The sequence below is a fragment of the Vibrio sp. 1402 genome (genome assembly GCF_033340275.1).
This window is the reverse complement of sequence record NZ_JAWOWE010000003.1, coordinates 314,006-328,815: the sequence shown is the minus strand read 5'-3', so window position 1 is coordinate 328,815 and position 14,810 is coordinate 314,006. Positions and strand designations below refer to the sequence as shown.

The window sequence follows — 14,810 nt, the reverse complement described above, 5'->3', positions numbered from 1 at the left end:
ACCAAAACTAGTAACGGTTGCTTATATAGCCTTTTCTACCTTTCCAAAAATCAGCAGCTAGTGAGCCCTTTATTTGCTAAATCTAAAGCAAAGGCTACTTTTCAGTTGTAAAGTAGCTCTTTGTCCAATGGGGATAGGAAGGCCTTCCCATTATATAAACACCCTCATGCTCTCCAAATAAATTCAACTCAGTTAACTGAACCTCAGTTTATCGCAACGCTTAGATCAGCAATGGAGGGGCGGATTTATGGCATTTTTATCTTCTTAGTTTTTTTTCTTACCCCAAAACCACCAGACTATAAACACGGTTGCTGTAAGACCTAAAAAATTAACTAACATGGTATTACTCCTCATTGGTTGTAGGGGCTGAAGGTGGGGTATATAAGCGCAAGCGGTTCGCATTGGTTACGACGGTAACAGAGGACAGTGACATCGCTGCCCCAGCGATGATCGGACTTAATAGCCACCCTGTGAACGGAAACAGAAGCCCTGCAGCCACGGGAATACCTAAGCTGTTATAGATAAACGCCCCCCACAAGTTCTGCTTAATATTCTTCATTGTGGCAGTACTGATCCCAATCACATCTGAGATACCGTGGAGTGAGCTGCGCATCAAGGTAATATCGGCACTTTCAATCGCGACATCCGTACCACTGCCAATAGCAAAGCCAACGTCTGATTGAGCAAGTGCTGGCGCATCATTGATACCATCACCGACCATGCCAACAACATGCCCTTTCGCTTGCAACTGCTTAATCCAGTGAAGCTTATCCTCAGGCATCAATTCCGCGTGATATTCATCAACATTCGCGAGTGATGCCACCGCTTTCGCTGTATTGTGATTATCCCCTGTTAGCATCACGACATGGATGCCTTGCTGGTGAAAACGATTTATCGCACTTCGAGCATCATCTCGAATCGGGTCACTGATACCGAACAGCGCTTGCACTTGATCGCCTATCGCAAAATACACCACTGTGTTGGCTTCTTGCTCCCACTGAAAAGCATACTCTGCTACCGATTCAACATTGACGTTAAACTGGCTCATCAGCTTGCGATTGCCAAGCAACACGCGTTGACTCGCATACTGAGCCTGAATACCAAGTCCAGTTAATGACTCAAAATCTGACACTTCTGGTAGGCTCGCTTCATCATGTACCTCACTTTGAGTAAATGCGATTAACGCTTTCGCTAGTGGATGGTTAGATCCCTTCTCCAAAGCATTGACCAGAGGCAGCAGCTCTGAATCTTCTGACAACGAGACAAAATTGGTTACTTCAGGTTTACCTTGAGTAATCGTGCCAGTTTTATCCAATACGACGACATCCAATTCACTGGCTCTTTGCAGCGCTTCACCATTTCGGATTAGCCCGCCAAACTCGGCTGCCTTACCGACACCGATCATAGTAGAAATCGGCGTTGCAAGACCAAGTGCACATGGGCATGCGATGATCAACACCGAGGTTGCTGCCACAATCATATAAACTAAGGAAGGTTGAGGACCAAAGTTATACCAAGCCAGTGCTGTAAGAATCGATAGAATCATCACGGTTGGTACAAACACTGAAGACACTTTATCGGCTAGCTGACTGATTGGTGGCTTTGAGTTTTGCGCGTTCGACACCATGCTGATGATCTGAGCAAGAACAGTATCACTGCCCACTTTCTGAGCCTCAAAAACGAAACTTCCGTGGTCATTAATTGTCCCGGCAGACACTGAGCTGCCCACTTGTTTAACCACAGGAATAGGCTCTCCAGTGAGCATAGACTCATCAATCGTTGTTTCACCCTCTGTAATCACACCATCAACTGGGACCTTTTCACCGGCTCTAACGCGAATCAAGTCGCCTGCGATAACTTGTTCAATCGGTAAAGACATCTCTTTGCCGTCACGAATCACCATGGCAGTTTTGACTCTCAAGTCAAGTAAACGCTTAATAGCCTGCGAAGTTCTGCCTCGCGCCTTTAACTCAAGCGCCTGTCCTAAATTGATTAAGCCAATGATCATGGCTGTAGCTTCAAAGTAGAGATGCCTTGCACTTTCCGGTAGCCACTGCGGCCCAACAACGACCACCATTGAATAGAGCCAGGCGGTACCCGTTCCCAGCGCTATCAACGTATCCATGTTCGCATTACGGTTCAGAAAGGCCTTCCAAGCTCCAGTAAAAAAGTGCTTACCCGCACGGACTAAAATGAAAAATGTCACTAAGCCTACGGCCAACCATAGTAACTGCTCAGATTGCGTATTGACATTCATTGGTCCGCCGAACAGACCGTATACCATCAACGGTACGCCAAGACCAAGACCAATAACGCTTTGTTTTACTTTAAAGCGATACTCCTCAGCTTCACGCTCTTCTTTGAGGTCACTTGCTAACGCCTGATCGACAATTTCTTCTGCGTCATATCCTGCGCCTCGTATCGCCTCAATAAGTACGCTGGCAGGCTGACTTGAAACCACGGTCGCCGTGCGATTAGCAAAGTTCACGTCAACAGAGTCGACTCCTGACACCGATATAAGCGCACCTTCAATCGTATTAACACAACTTGCGCAAGTGACACCAATTAATGACAGCTCAATACTGACATCCACCGCCTGTGTTGTTTTCACTTTATTCGATTTAATGACGTCCGTAGTTTGTGGTTGTGTGTCATCGGTATTACCGCTATAACCCAGTTCGGCTAATACGCTTTCAATGTCATCGCCGTTCAAACTGCCATTCACCACCAATGTTTGTTTGTCTAAATCAACAACTACCTGAGCGGAGGCATCCAGTTCAACTATTGCTTTAGTGATTTTACCCACACAGTGTTGGCAAGTAACATTAGATACTGATGTACGATACTCTTGTTGCGTAGGTATTGAAGCTGCATATCCTAACTTTGCAATGACTTCTATCGCGCTTTCCGGCATTAACGTGGTAATAAGCTCTGCTCTATGTTTGGTATCATTAATAGTGAAAGATACATCAGGGTCTCGTTCACGTAACCCATCTACAATTTTAGCGACACATCGGCCACAATTAATGCCGGAAAGTGCTAGTGAATACTGTGTTGTGTTCATGTTAGTTTTCCTCGGGTAGTACTTGATGGTGCTTCTCAGACCAGTCTTCGATTAGGCAACACAATGCGTTGCCGTTGGGATCCATATCCGGTTTTTTATCCCACTCTGTGTAAGTCGCTTCCATCATGGCTAAATGGCGCTGGTATTCTTCGATTTTTTGCTTGGTTTCTACAATTTTATCAGTCAGCATTTGCCTTACAGCAGGGCAAGGAGTCAGTCCTTGCTCAGAGTAATCAATGATTTCTTGAATCTGACTAAGACTAAAACCAATAGCTCTTGCATGAGAAATGAACTTCAGGCGATTAACCGCACTTTGGTGGTATATCTTGTAGCCATTGTTAGGATCTCGCTCTGCATAAAGAAGACCTTTTCTGGTGTAAAACCTGACTGTTTCAGCAGTCACACCTGCTGCTCTCGCAATTTCAGTTGTCAACATAATCCATGCCTCTGAAGGTTTAGTGCACATGAAACTTTGTTCGTTTTATGTTGCTAGCCAAAAATAAATGCGACTAAAAATATAATCACAAACAACCCAATAAACAGTTTAAGTAACAACTTAGGGTCACTGCTCCCACCGTTTGGGGCTTTGTTACAACAACTCATAACTATCTCCAATTCGTTACCAATGTGTATTAGTTGTAGCTTAAAACCTATGTGTTAGACATAGGTCAAGCGTATTGAGAAAAAATTCAAGAGGAATGTTATTGGTGAGGGATAAATTGGGATCTAATTGCAATAATGTAATGAACATTAACTCTAAATGATCTGGAGGCTCTCCGGATTCAGGTAGTGCCACGAATCGCTTAACCACATAGCTAAAAACACTAGAGTTTCTCAGCAACCCTCCCTGCCCAATCTAAGATTGATTCGATTGGAATACCTGTCGGGTGCCCTTCTACTGACTTAGGGTGAGATATACCAATATGCTTTTTGAAGCCAAACATGGCATCCATTTCTTGTGTTGGCCATCCAAGAGACTTTGTCACCACGCCTATTTTAATTCGAGAAAACTGTTCTTTCCAATTACGAGTATCGTTCTGCCGCACGCATTTGGTTGAGATCCATTTATTCAGGCCTGTTACATCTATCTCAATCAAGTAATTAATATGGCCGTTCCGTTCAACGACAACGCAACGAATCGTTCTCTTGGCACCAGAGTCAATCAGGTGACATTTACTACGCCCAACCTGATCCAGCTCGTGAGTATAAGAATCAATGATTGTACAGGCGTATTTTTCCTCTAGCATTTGCACCATCATGTTAAAGGCCGTAAAGCGAGAGGCATACTCCTCAGACCTATCAGTACCATCTTGCATACCTCCACCCATGTCTGCCGAAGGTATCTCACCATTACTGCCAGGCTCATTGGTACTGACCTTATCACCAGCTTTCTTAGCTGCATCTTTGCTTCTATCTGGTCGATGACTCCTTTTGGGTGTTGTTGCTTTCGACGTTGAAAAACTATTTTTAAACCTTACTGAGCAGGTATTTTCACCTAGCAAGAAGGCGTGGTTAGCATCGGACGCCTCGCGATCATCATCGATAATATGATCTTCTGGGCGCTCATACGGTTCCGGGCCTTCACCACCACACGTTGGTTTTTGACCTTCATCTGGATGCGTAAAAGACGGGTTATGGAAGTAGACCCGAGACGGCATTTGAGCATTAATTTCAATATCTGTGATCTTTTCCACCAGAAAATAGCGACCACTTGCATCAAGCCTGCCTTCGTATTCGAAAGACCATCCAGCCATTTGTGGCGGATCAAAGTGAAATAGCCAACGCTTATACCCCGCAGACACATCTCGTTCCTTTTCGACGTTGAAATATCTAAAAATCGACTCAAATGAACGCTTTGCATTGCTATCAATAAGCAACCAGCTCAACATTGCTCTCGTTGCTGAATCATTGAATGCCGAAGGAGGAAAGTTTGATGTTTGCAACACTTCGATATTGGCATAGTCCTCCTTGGTGTTTACTTCGACCTTGAAGTCTGTAAGCAAACGAGAAGACATTAATGACGCTCGCGATAAGTACGAGCTGGCATAAAATAGGACCCTTGCCAGCTCAAGCTGAGGAATAACCAGTGTAGGGGCAGCGCCTCGGTCTAATATAAATGCATGTTGCTCTGACTCTTTCTTTCTCAAAGACTCTGCTGACTCTGAGTCAGGGAACTCACTCAAACTACTGTGTCGAAGGAACTCATTACTTCTAAATTTGTGACTTCCTCGTTTAGCGTAACTTTCTGATAACCCTCTTTGATTAATTATTTTTCCTCGATACAAAGCAGGAACGTTAGAAAATGCAGTCGCATGAAAATTATTTTTCTGCTGTGGTGGATAGCACCAAACTTCAATTGAAGGCCGGTAAGACGAATCACTTGTTCGTACTAATACTTTACCTGTATGGACTATACGTACATCATCGTCACACTTGTAAAACCTAGCTCCCATATCATTTCCTTATTTGATGTTTGATCCTATAACTACCCAGTCGAGCAAATCGTCAACGATTGGCAGTATTCTTTCTTTCGGGAGACTTGCTGAACGCATCAATTTCCAGCGACTCATTCCTGAACCTTTTTTTGATTTTGCAATTACTGCCATGACTAGCCGACGAGCTTGAAACTCAAAGACGCTTTCTTGATACCGATTCACAGTAAGAGATAGTAAGGGTAATAAGTTCAGTTTTTTGCTCACCGAGCCGTAATCATCTAGCTGCTTAAGTAAGAAATTTTTGCTTCTTCGAGGGCCATCAATAACGGTATCTAATCGTTCGACAATCCTAATAAGCTGCTTAGTTAGTGAGCGGTCTCTTGCGTTCCAATCTACTTTTTTCTGCCTTACATGAGATTGGGATTGATGGACTCGATTGAAAGCTAATAGCCAATCTCTATCATTTCGGTAAAGCCAAGCATACAGTGCACCGCCACCTCGAAGTTTGCGTGCTTTCTTAATCGGGGTCTTCCCTATTAAGTCACGCCACTGATTACGTTTTTTCTCATTAGAGTTTGGCACAAGATGAACGTTGTCCTTCGAGAAGGATATCGTCGCTCCCTCTTTTGATTTTACTTCTTTGATGATTTCACCAACCGACATTTCGGGAATAAAAGCAGACCAAACCATTAAGTGCTGTAGGTAGCTAAAAGCTTTACGATGACGGCGAAACAACGTGCGAAGCCAGTTAGTATCTCTATCAGAATTGATGGTTAGCTCAGGGGTAACGATCTTGCTTACAACTAAGTCTGCAATCTTATCGTGAGCAACCTGTTTAGGACCTTTTCCACACCCAAAGTCGTGTGCTAGATGATTGTAGAAAAGGCTCCATTGATGCTGAGTCGGGGAGTCTTGGGCTGGTAAACACATGACCTCTTTAGCTTTGCTAGCTAAGTAAGCAAACCGCTGCGCTGTTACATTATGGTCGTTACATAAAAGGGGCTGACATCGTATTCGGCTACATGCATGGTACGTGTGCCTACTGTCATGGTAAGAGGTTGTCGATTGACTTAGAAGTCCATGCTTAGGGCAGTAAGGTAAAGATGGCAAAAACCACAATCTAGACCAATAACTTTCCCCATATTTTTGCTTTTGTTCCGCGACACAAGCTGGGCAAACACAAAAGTTATCCGACGTTTTTACAATAGAAGCTGGGGATCCTAGCATTAGATGAACAGAGCCCTTAGCGCAACGTTCCATTCGCTCCATCGCTCTAATCCTAATGCTTTCATCAACAAAAGGAGCGTAAATCGGGAACATTGTATGTTCATAAATAAGCTGTTGGACGTCAAATCGTCCCGTATTAATGAGCAGCTCTGATATCGACGATAAATGACTAGGCAGATCAATTGTCGCAATCACTTTTCTGTCACCAAACACTTCACTTAGTAGCTGTTTAGAGCTTGTTATCGCACTGCGAATTCCAGCTCTAGCTACCAAGCTATAGATTAATTCATCTGGGTATGGCACAGGGAAGCAGCGCAATATTAAACCACCTTTTCTAGCAATGACTGAATGTCTAAAATCAAACCCGACTTTGACATTGCGGTGTACACTTCGCTATCAGAATCAGATTGAGAGTGAACAAACCTCAAATCCTCACTATCAAGGGTATGCCATTGCGTCTGTTTAATTGAGGATGCCCTCTTGCCCTTACTTGACTTAGCCTCTGTTTTAGATTGTGTCTGTTCAGGGCTAATGAGTTGCTCATGTACCAGTGGCAGTAAGCTGATCCACGTCAAATCAGGATGTAGATCAAATAGCTGTCGTATTACAGGAGCCAAAAACGTTGAATCAAACTCATCTTTTAAGGCCATATATACACGCCGCTCTTCATCGGTTCTGAGTTGTTGATATGCAAACTCCTCCGGCGTCTGCTGAACAGTTGTTGCTACCTGTTTTTGCAGCTCAAGCAACCTTTTATCAGTGTTGCTTAGTTTAAGATCTGAAAACTTAATCATTTCTTCGGCATCACCCGAGCGAAGAGCTGCTAGCATTGGGTGAACAGGTTTTAATTCATCCTCGTAAACCTGTTGCATTAATTTAGGTGTGATCCTTTCTACTTTTGTCGCGATTGCTCTCAGCTGACACAAGACATATAGCTTAACCACAATATCCAAGACACCTTGGCTTAGGTCATACCATAGAGAACGAATGTCATCCGACAACACCTCATCACGTTTTTGTAGCCATTGAAGAGTCCATAACTTATCCGTGAGCGCTTTCCATTCTCTTCCTTCTTCCATTGGATCCCAAAAAATCGCTCCAAGACCAGAGCCTCGCCTTGCAGATCTCATATCAGCCTCAAATATCTCGCGGGCTCGTGGTGTTCCAACCAAAATCACAGGAAGGCCAATGGTATTTACTAATGTCACAAAGAAATTAAGCATTTTCTCAGAGCCACCAGAGCGAGAACGGCTAAGGTGCTGTATTTCGTCAATAATAAGAACACCAACTGCATGAGCGTTTGCAACCTGAGCCATTGCAGCTAAAAGTGTTTCAATACTCGGTCTTTTGCTCATCGAGTATTGTCTTTCGTAGTTGGATGTCCCTAATGCTCTATCCATCGCACGAAAAAAGTTCAAGCACAGCTCTTTCAGTGATCCATCATGGGAGCAGTCAATTTTTAGATAAACGACTTGCTCAAGATTTCTGTCAGGGTGGTAAATAACTTGAGGGTATAACGACAAAAGCTGCTTGATCGCCGTTGTTTTGCCATTTCCGCTACATCCAATCAATGTCATGCTTTGGGCTGTAGAACTAACTTCCGTGAACTTTATCGCCTTCAAATCACCAGATAAAACACGCTCGTAACCATTTTGTATATGTCTTGCCCAATCACCTGTTTCGGGATTTCTTCCAACATAGCCACGCCGTATCATCAATGAAAGTCGTTCATGCAACTGTATGTGCTGACTGAGGGGCTGGAAAAAATCATCAATAACACGACAGATACTATGCGCTCTTTCGATGCCATTTCGATGGATATCTTCTGCGGCACACCTTAACGAGCCCTTCAGAGCAATCGAGTCGTCTAGGAAACTATTTATCGGTGGTAATGCCTCTATCAGCGGGTTATTTCGATAAACTGAGAGCGTAGCACTTTGATAGACGGCTACTACACGATGATCTTGGCTTTTCTTCATCAGTTATCATCCTCATCATCAAATAGCTCCGGAATGAAATCAGGCAGTTGATAACTTTCCTCCTCTCCCTTTATAGGTATCACCGACGCGACTTCTTCTTGTTTAGCCCTAACTGGCTGTATTGCTAACTCCTTTCTCTCTTGCTCTCGAACATTCCGTTTATTGCCTTTGATGTCATTTATCTTTTGCGCGTTGCTCAGTGTACTGGTTTTACGATTCTTTGTAGCTTTCTTCAGTTTCTTTTCAAGAAGATCATCAAAATCTCGTTCTACGGTTGCAAATTGATACTTAGCTTCAGCTAAAGTCTGCTTTTGAGCTGCTTGACGTTCCCATACTTGATACCAAGTTAGATCACGGAACTCTCTACTTCGACTAGAAAGATCACAAACCCAAAATGTATTTTTTCCTTCTTCAGGAAACAGATATATGTGATTAGCAGAACCAAGCTCATAGGCTGCAAATAGTTTTTTAGGTCTAGATACTTCCGAAGAACGGTGCATCCAACCTGTCTGAATAATTTCTTTTCCTGTGTAGGTTAATCCCCATAACTTTACGCCTAACTCGGATACAGTGACCTTTTGACGCGGTAACAGCAGTATCTTTGCAATATCCGTATCGATGGCTCGTAAGCGCCCAGTGCGATGCTGTAGTCCCCATCTCCAAAGCTCAATAGGGATCGATGGAAGGCCTTCTGGCATATCAGGAGCACGATCGTACTTTTCTAACGGTTTGTTTAAGTTGTGAGCAAGTATTGAATAGAGCAGTATTTCAATAAAATCTGATCTCGCCACAGCAGCTTCAACTCTATAATCTCTTTCACCATGCTTCTTAACCTTGTTACCAGTTACGACACCTGGCATATAGGGCTTAAACTTAGCTTGCAACGTGCCAAATGATCTCTCTACGATACCTTTGGCGTCACCCCGTCGAGGGGGAGCACTTTCAAGGCGAACTCCTATAGCATCAACCAAATAATTGGCTTGATGGCTCATCAATTCACCGCGATCGGCTAACAGAACATCAGGAATACCTACACATGGCCACTGCTCTTCAGAAATATCGATACCATATTCTGCACAGGCTTTTACTTTGCTATCAAAGCTGCATATCAGTGCCTTCATTGCAACGGGAAAAGATGGGTTATCGAAACCGATATAAAAGCCAGCAACCATGCGGCTAAAAACATCAATGACCATATAAATTGTCGGCCGACCAATAACCTTGTCCGGGTCATCGTCATCTACTAGGTAAATATCGGCGATGGTAGCATCAATTTCGTATCGACTACCTGGGCCTAACGCTTGCTCGGTAGCTGTGCCATGAAGTGGTCTAACGTCTTTGTTGTAATTTCCTTGAGGCGTCTGAACAGTGAGCTGAGTGGCCTTTGTATACTCGGTTTTGTAAAAGTATTGAAACTGACGAAGTGTCGGAATTTCATGCTCTTCAGCTTCAGGGTGTTTGAGCTTGTAAGCCTTAGTAAACTTGATATACGAATACCGAATTGAAAAGCCTTTATCGTTCATCAGATACTTATCACAAATGATTCGAAATTGCTTTCTGACACTTTCGGTTACAGGCTCTCCGCGACCAATGCCATATATCCTCTGTCTACCAGCTTTGCTAGTCGTGAAGTTTCTTCTTTTTCCACCTGCACCAGAGTTTTTATAATCAGGTAAAAGAGCATTCTTAATCTGACCCCTTTGCCAATAGCGCCTTAAGAGTCGATAGATCGTAGGTTTTCCTTTACCCGATTCAGCAATAACCTGATTAAGCCTGCTCGCTCGAACTCGCTTGTCAAATGCCTCTTCGCCTTCAACGATAGGCTTTATCAGTTCATAGTTGCGTTGGCTTTCCAAATAACTACTAGATGCTTCGTCCCAAGACTCACCTTGGAGGTATGAGTAGGGGTCAGGGATCTTTTCTAAACGCCCCTCATCAGTCCAATTGAAGCATTCATCAAAATAGACTCTTTCAGGTAAACCTTTGTTCTCATCAATAGCAATCCAATAGAAGTAGCTTGTCTCAGTAAAAAGAATGCGATAAGGCTTGCCATCAAATGATAGGGTTTCATTAACTCGCCACATAGCTGTGCCCCTCATCAAAAGCTACACCTCTAAATACAAGGTCTCTTGCTCGCAAGCTATGGAAAGGATATCGAATATCAAACGTGATAAGCCTAGCAGCGCACATCAATCGAAGATCGAACATAGAGTCTCCTAACTTCTGTCCATAAGCCAACTCATATTCTTTTGCAATTTCAACCACTTTTTTGTCAGGAATGCGAGAGAAATAAGCTTTCATGTGGTTAAACGTTAGCAAAAGCTCATCGGTAATCAATTCATCGAAATACCCTTTGACGCCATATAGCCACTCAATATTATCCACAACGACTTTATCTATTTCTTTTTCCGTGACTAGGAACCACGGGATCTTTTTTAACTGCCAATAACGACGTTCAATTTCAAGTTTTTCGATAGTTCTTGAATCTTTAAGGGCATTTTTATACTTGGCTTGGATAACAAATCTAGGCTGAACTTTAGAAGAGGTGTTGACAAAAAAGTCTGACGACATCACTTGATTAACCCCATTTTGTGCAGGGTGCCAAAGCTGATGTTCCTGGCAGATATTTAGCGTGTCATCCCTATTGAGTGGAAACTGCTCACGAATGTCAGTTACGGCAGGGTTATGATCAAGAAGGAGAAAAATAGCGAATTCAAGGTCCGATAGCACATGATGAATGCGGCTCGTTAGGTGAGAGTAGACTCTTTGAGATCTACCTTCGGATGGAACCTCATTCACGTACAGCCACGGTTTATAGTTAGAAAGCTTTCCTGAACCTCGGCCTTCTTTAATCCGCCTGATGATTTGTTTTTCAGTTAAAACATACTTTGATTTTGCCATAACAAAAACCCGGTTAACTTTTAATCAGCTTAACCGGGTTTAAAAAGTTTTCAACTTTAATGTCTTAGTTTCAAACTTTATTGTTTAGTTTCAAACTTTATTGTTTAGTTTCAATCTTTATTGTCTTACGACACTTGGATTTTTGCTGTTAAGCGTAATTACTCAACCGTTACCGCTTTCGCCAGGTTACGTGGTTGGTCTACGTCCGTACCTTTGATCAGTGCTACGTAGTAAGACAGCAATTGCATTGGGATGGTGTAGTAGATCGCCGCCGTGATTTCACTAACGTGAGGCATCGTGATGATCTTCATTGTTTCATCGCCTTCGAAGCCTGCGTCTGCATCTGCGAATACATACAGAAGACCGCCACGCGCACGTACTTCCTCAACGTTTGATTTTAGCTTTTCAAGTAGGTCGTTGCTTGGTGCAACCACAACAACAGGCATGTCAGCATCAATCAGCGCAAGAGGACCGTGTTTTAGTTCACCCGCCGCGTACGCTTCTGCGTGGATGTAAGAGATCTCTTTCAGTTTTAGAGACGCTTCCATCGCGATTGGGTAGAACTCGCCACGGCCTAGGAACAATGTGTGGTGCTTGTCTGCAAAATCCGTTGCTAGTGCTTCAATTTCTTTCTCGAAAGAAAGTGCCGCGTTGATTTGCTTAGGAAGTGCATGCAGCGCTTCAACAATCTCTTTTTCTTTCTCTTTGCTGATGCGGCCTTGCTCTTTACCTAGTGCTGTTACCAGCATAAGTAGTGCAGAAAGCTGAGTCGTGAACGCTTTGGTTGAAGCCACGCCGATTTCGACGCCAGCGCGAGTCATGAATGCAAAATCTGATTCACGAACCAGAGAAGAGCCTGCTACGTTACAAATGGTCATCGCCGCCATATAACCTTTCTCTTTCGCAAGACGAAGTGCTGCTAACGTATCTGCAGTTTCACCAGACTGAGACAACGTAATAAGAAGGCTGTTTGGACGAGTCACAAACTTGCGGTAACGGAACTCAGACGCGATTTCTACATCACAGCTAACGCCAGCAATGTCTTCAAACCAGTAACGCGCTGTCATACCTGCGTTGTAAGACGTACCACACGCGACGATTTGTACGTGTTCTACTTTGCTTAGAATGTCTGCCGCGTGCACACCGATCGCGTCTGTCACAACAGAGTCTGCCGTGATACGACCTTCCATTGTGTTGATCAACGCTTTAGGTTGCTCATAGATTTCTTTTTGCATGAAGTGACGGTATTGGCCTTTATCACCTGCATCATGCTCTGCGTTAGATTCAACAATTTCACGCTCAACTGGCTCACCCGTTGCATCAAACACAGTGACTTCACGGCGAGTAATTTCTGCTACGTCCCCTTCTTCTAGGTACATGAAACGGCGCGTAACGTTAAGTAATGCAAGTTGGTCAGACGCTAGGAAGTTTTCACCTACACCAAAACCGATCACGATCGGGCTGCCTGAACGCGCTACTACGATGCGTGAAGGATCTTTGCGATCCAACGCTACCGTGCCGTATGCGCCTTCAAGTTGTTTTGCTGTTTTTTGTACCGCTTCTAATAGCGTTTCTGAAGTACGAAGTTCCCACTCAACCATGTGTGCGATAACTTCTGTATCCGTTTGCGATTCAAACACGTAGCCACGAGATTGAAGCAGCTCACGCAGCTCTTCATGGTTTTCGATGATGCCGTTATGGACCACTGCGATATCACCAGACATGTGTGGGTGAGCATTGATTTCAGAAGGTTCACCGTGCGTCGCCCAACGAGTGTGCGCAATGCCAGTTCCGCCGATCACTTTTGCTTCTTCTACTGCATCAGCCAATTCTTGTACTTTACCCAAGCGACGAACGCGCGTTAGGTTTGATTCGCCATCAACAACCGCAACGCCAGCAGAGTCGTAACCGCGGTACTCTAAGCGGCGTAGACCTTCAACCAAAATTTCTGCAACATCTCGTTGTGCTACTGCACCTACGATTCCACACATGTGTTTATCTCCGTTTGTAGTTTTGTTCTTCCCTAGCCATGATTTCAAATAGAGGCAGCAAGCAAAGGCCTTTATCCAGAGGGAAGTGAAATATGAAACTGATTACATCATTAGGCGCAAATGACTTTCACGCCATGTTGTTCAATCTGTACTTTATGCTCTGCTTGGATATCTGCATCGGTCACCAACACATCAACTTGATGCCAAGCGAGCTCTAAGTTTGGGATCTTACGGCCGATTTTTTCGGACTCTATCATTACGATCACTTCACGTGACGCTTCTGCCATTACCTTACTTAAGCCAACCAACTCATTAAATGTCGTGGTTCCACGCTCGAGATCGATGCCATCCGCACCGATGAATAGTTGGTCAAAGTCGTAAGCTCGTAATACAGATTCGGCTACTTTGCCTTGAAAGGACTCTGAGTGCGTATCCCAAGTACCGCCAGTCATCAGCAGTGTCGGTTCGCTCTCTAATTCATTTAGGGCGTTAGCAACATGCAACGAGTTGGTCATGACCACTAAGCCACGTTTGTCATTCAACTGTTGAATCAGCGCGGCAGTCGTGCTGCCACTGTCGATCACGATGCGATTATGCTCGCGAATCAATGATGCTGCTGCTTTTGCTAAGCTTAACTTTCGAGTCGAAACATTAGCGCCCAATTCTTCGTGAATGACTTCCTTTGGGATAGCAATCGCACCGCCATAGCGGCGTAGAAGTTGGCCGTTTTTCTCTAAAGAAGCTAAATCCTTTCTAATCGTGACCTCTGAGGTTTCGAATTTCTGAGCAAGTTCATCAACGCTGACTTCTCCTAGTTCAGAAACCAAGTTAGAAATGGCGTGTCTTCTTAATTGAGTATTTCGTTTCGACATTTAAGTTTTGACTTTAAGTTTCGATGTGAAACTTATTATAGTCAAACCGAAACTTTCAAGTCCATTTATTTCGATCCAAAAAATTAATATTTCTCGATAAAACCTTGTCCTAAGACAATTCTTAAACAGTGATATTGGATTCATTCAGTGGTAGAATTCGCCACCGAAAAGAAAAAAAATTACAGAATTGAAGGCTATTTTTTTGCAACTTTCTGCATATAAAGTGGGATTAGTCACAAAAAGGTAACCAAAATCGCCGATCTTTTAGTCATAAAATGACTAAACTTGGTGAAAGACTTTCAGAATCTGAAGTTCTAATAATGAGACGAAAAATCGGTGGA

General features: G+C 43.7%; 9 protein-coding genes and 1 pseudogene. All 10 read right to left on the bottom strand.

Features of this window, described 5'->3' with window-relative positions:
* Positions 1 to 343: 343 nt before the first annotated feature.
* Positions 344 to 3,064 carry a heavy metal translocating P-type ATPase gene (locus R7044_RS07910; protein ID WP_054963227.1) on the bottom strand — a complete coding sequence of 907 codons (2,721 nt, stop codon included), beginning with the start codon at positions 3,062 to 3,064 and terminating at the stop codon, positions 344 to 346.
* A gap of 1 nt (position 3,065) precedes the next feature.
* Positions 3,066 to 3,500 (bottom strand): MerR family transcriptional regulator, encoded by a 435-nt coding sequence (locus R7044_RS07905; RefSeq protein ID WP_054963228.1) that lies wholly within the window; start codon positions 3,498 to 3,500, stop codon positions 3,066 to 3,068.
* 388 nt (positions 3,501 to 3,888) lie between these two features.
* Entirely contained in the window at positions 3,889 to 5,517 is a 1,629-nt protein-coding gene (locus R7044_RS07900; RefSeq protein ID WP_042522403.1) for a Tn7-like element transposition protein TnsE, read from the bottom strand.
* Between the two features lie 9 nt (positions 5,518 to 5,526).
* Positions 5,527 to 6,429 (bottom strand): TnsD family Tn7-like transposition protein, encoded by a 903-nt coding sequence (locus R7044_RS07895; RefSeq protein WP_225455475.1) that lies wholly within the window; start codon positions 6,427 to 6,429, stop codon positions 5,527 to 5,529.
* A gap of 156 nt (positions 6,430 to 6,585) precedes the next feature.
* Positions 6,586 to 7,029 (bottom strand): annotated as a pseudogene (locus tag R7044_RS07890) (TniQ family protein); the annotation flags it as partial.
* 17 nt (positions 7,030 to 7,046) lie between these two features.
* The gene (locus R7044_RS07885; protein ID WP_054963230.1) at positions 7,047 to 8,705 is read right to left on the bottom strand and encodes an AAA family ATPase; all 1,659 of its coding nucleotides are present in this window, start codon (positions 8,703 to 8,705) and stop codon (positions 7,047 to 7,049) included.
* Positions 8,705 to 10,789, bottom strand: a complete 2,085-nt coding sequence (locus R7044_RS07880) for a DDE-type integrase/transposase/recombinase (protein ID WP_054963231.1) — start codon at positions 10,787 to 10,789, stop codon at positions 8,705 to 8,707. Before R7044_RS07880 ends, R7044_RS07885 begins: the two co-directional genes overlap by 1 nt.
* On the bottom strand, positions 10,776 to 11,606 hold the full coding sequence (locus R7044_RS07875; protein ID WP_042522411.1) for a heteromeric transposase endonuclease subunit TnsA: 831 nt from the start codon (positions 11,604 to 11,606) through the stop codon (positions 10,776 to 10,778). Before R7044_RS07875 ends, R7044_RS07880 begins: the two co-directional genes overlap by 14 nt.
* Before the next feature lie 158 nt (positions 11,607 to 11,764).
* A complete protein-coding gene (gene glmS, locus R7044_RS07870) occupies positions 11,765 to 13,597 on the bottom strand; it encodes a glutamine--fructose-6-phosphate transaminase (isomerizing) (protein WP_033906046.1) in 1,833 nt (610 codons plus the stop codon).
* A gap of 110 nt (positions 13,598 to 13,707) precedes the next feature.
* On the bottom strand, positions 13,708 to 14,469 hold the full coding sequence (locus tag R7044_RS07865) for a DeoR/GlpR family DNA-binding transcription regulator (protein WP_033906045.1): 762 nt from the start codon (positions 14,467 to 14,469) through the stop codon (positions 13,708 to 13,710).
* Positions 14,470 to 14,810: the final 341 nt, after the last annotated feature.

Excerpts from the sequence above, each read along its gene's own strand:
- R7044_RS07875 (WP_042522411.1), bottom strand. The coding sequence starts at position 11,606 with ATGGCAAAATCAAAGTATGTTTTAACTGAAAAACAAATCATCAGGCGG.
- R7044_RS07880 (WP_054963231.1), bottom strand. The coding sequence starts at position 10,789 with ATGTGGCGAGTTAATGAAACCCTATCATTTGATGGCAAGCCTTATCGC.
- R7044_RS07905 (WP_054963228.1), bottom strand. The coding sequence starts at position 3,500 with ATGTTGACAACTGAAATTGCGAGAGCAGCAGGTGTGACTGCTGAAACA.
- R7044_RS07910 (WP_054963227.1), bottom strand. The coding sequence starts at position 3,064 with ATGAACACAACACAGTATTCACTAGCACTTTCCGGCATTAATTGTGGC.
- glmS (WP_033906046.1), bottom strand. The coding sequence starts at position 13,597 with ATGTGTGGAATCGTAGGTGCAGTAGCACAACGAGATGTTGCAGAAATT.
- R7044_RS07885 (WP_054963230.1), bottom strand. The coding sequence starts at position 8,705 with ATGAAGAAAAGCCAAGATCATCGTGTAGTAGCCGTCTATCAAAGTGCT.
- R7044_RS07895 (WP_225455475.1), bottom strand. The coding sequence starts at position 6,429 with ATGTGTTTACCAGCCCAAGACTCCCCGACTCAGCATCAATGGAGCCTT.
- R7044_RS07865 (WP_033906045.1), bottom strand. The coding sequence starts at position 14,469 with ATGTCGAAACGAAATACTCAATTAAGAAGACACGCCATTTCTAACTTG.
- R7044_RS07900 (WP_042522403.1), bottom strand. The coding sequence starts at position 5,517 with ATGGGAGCTAGGTTTTACAAGTGTGACGATGATGTACGTATAGTCCAT.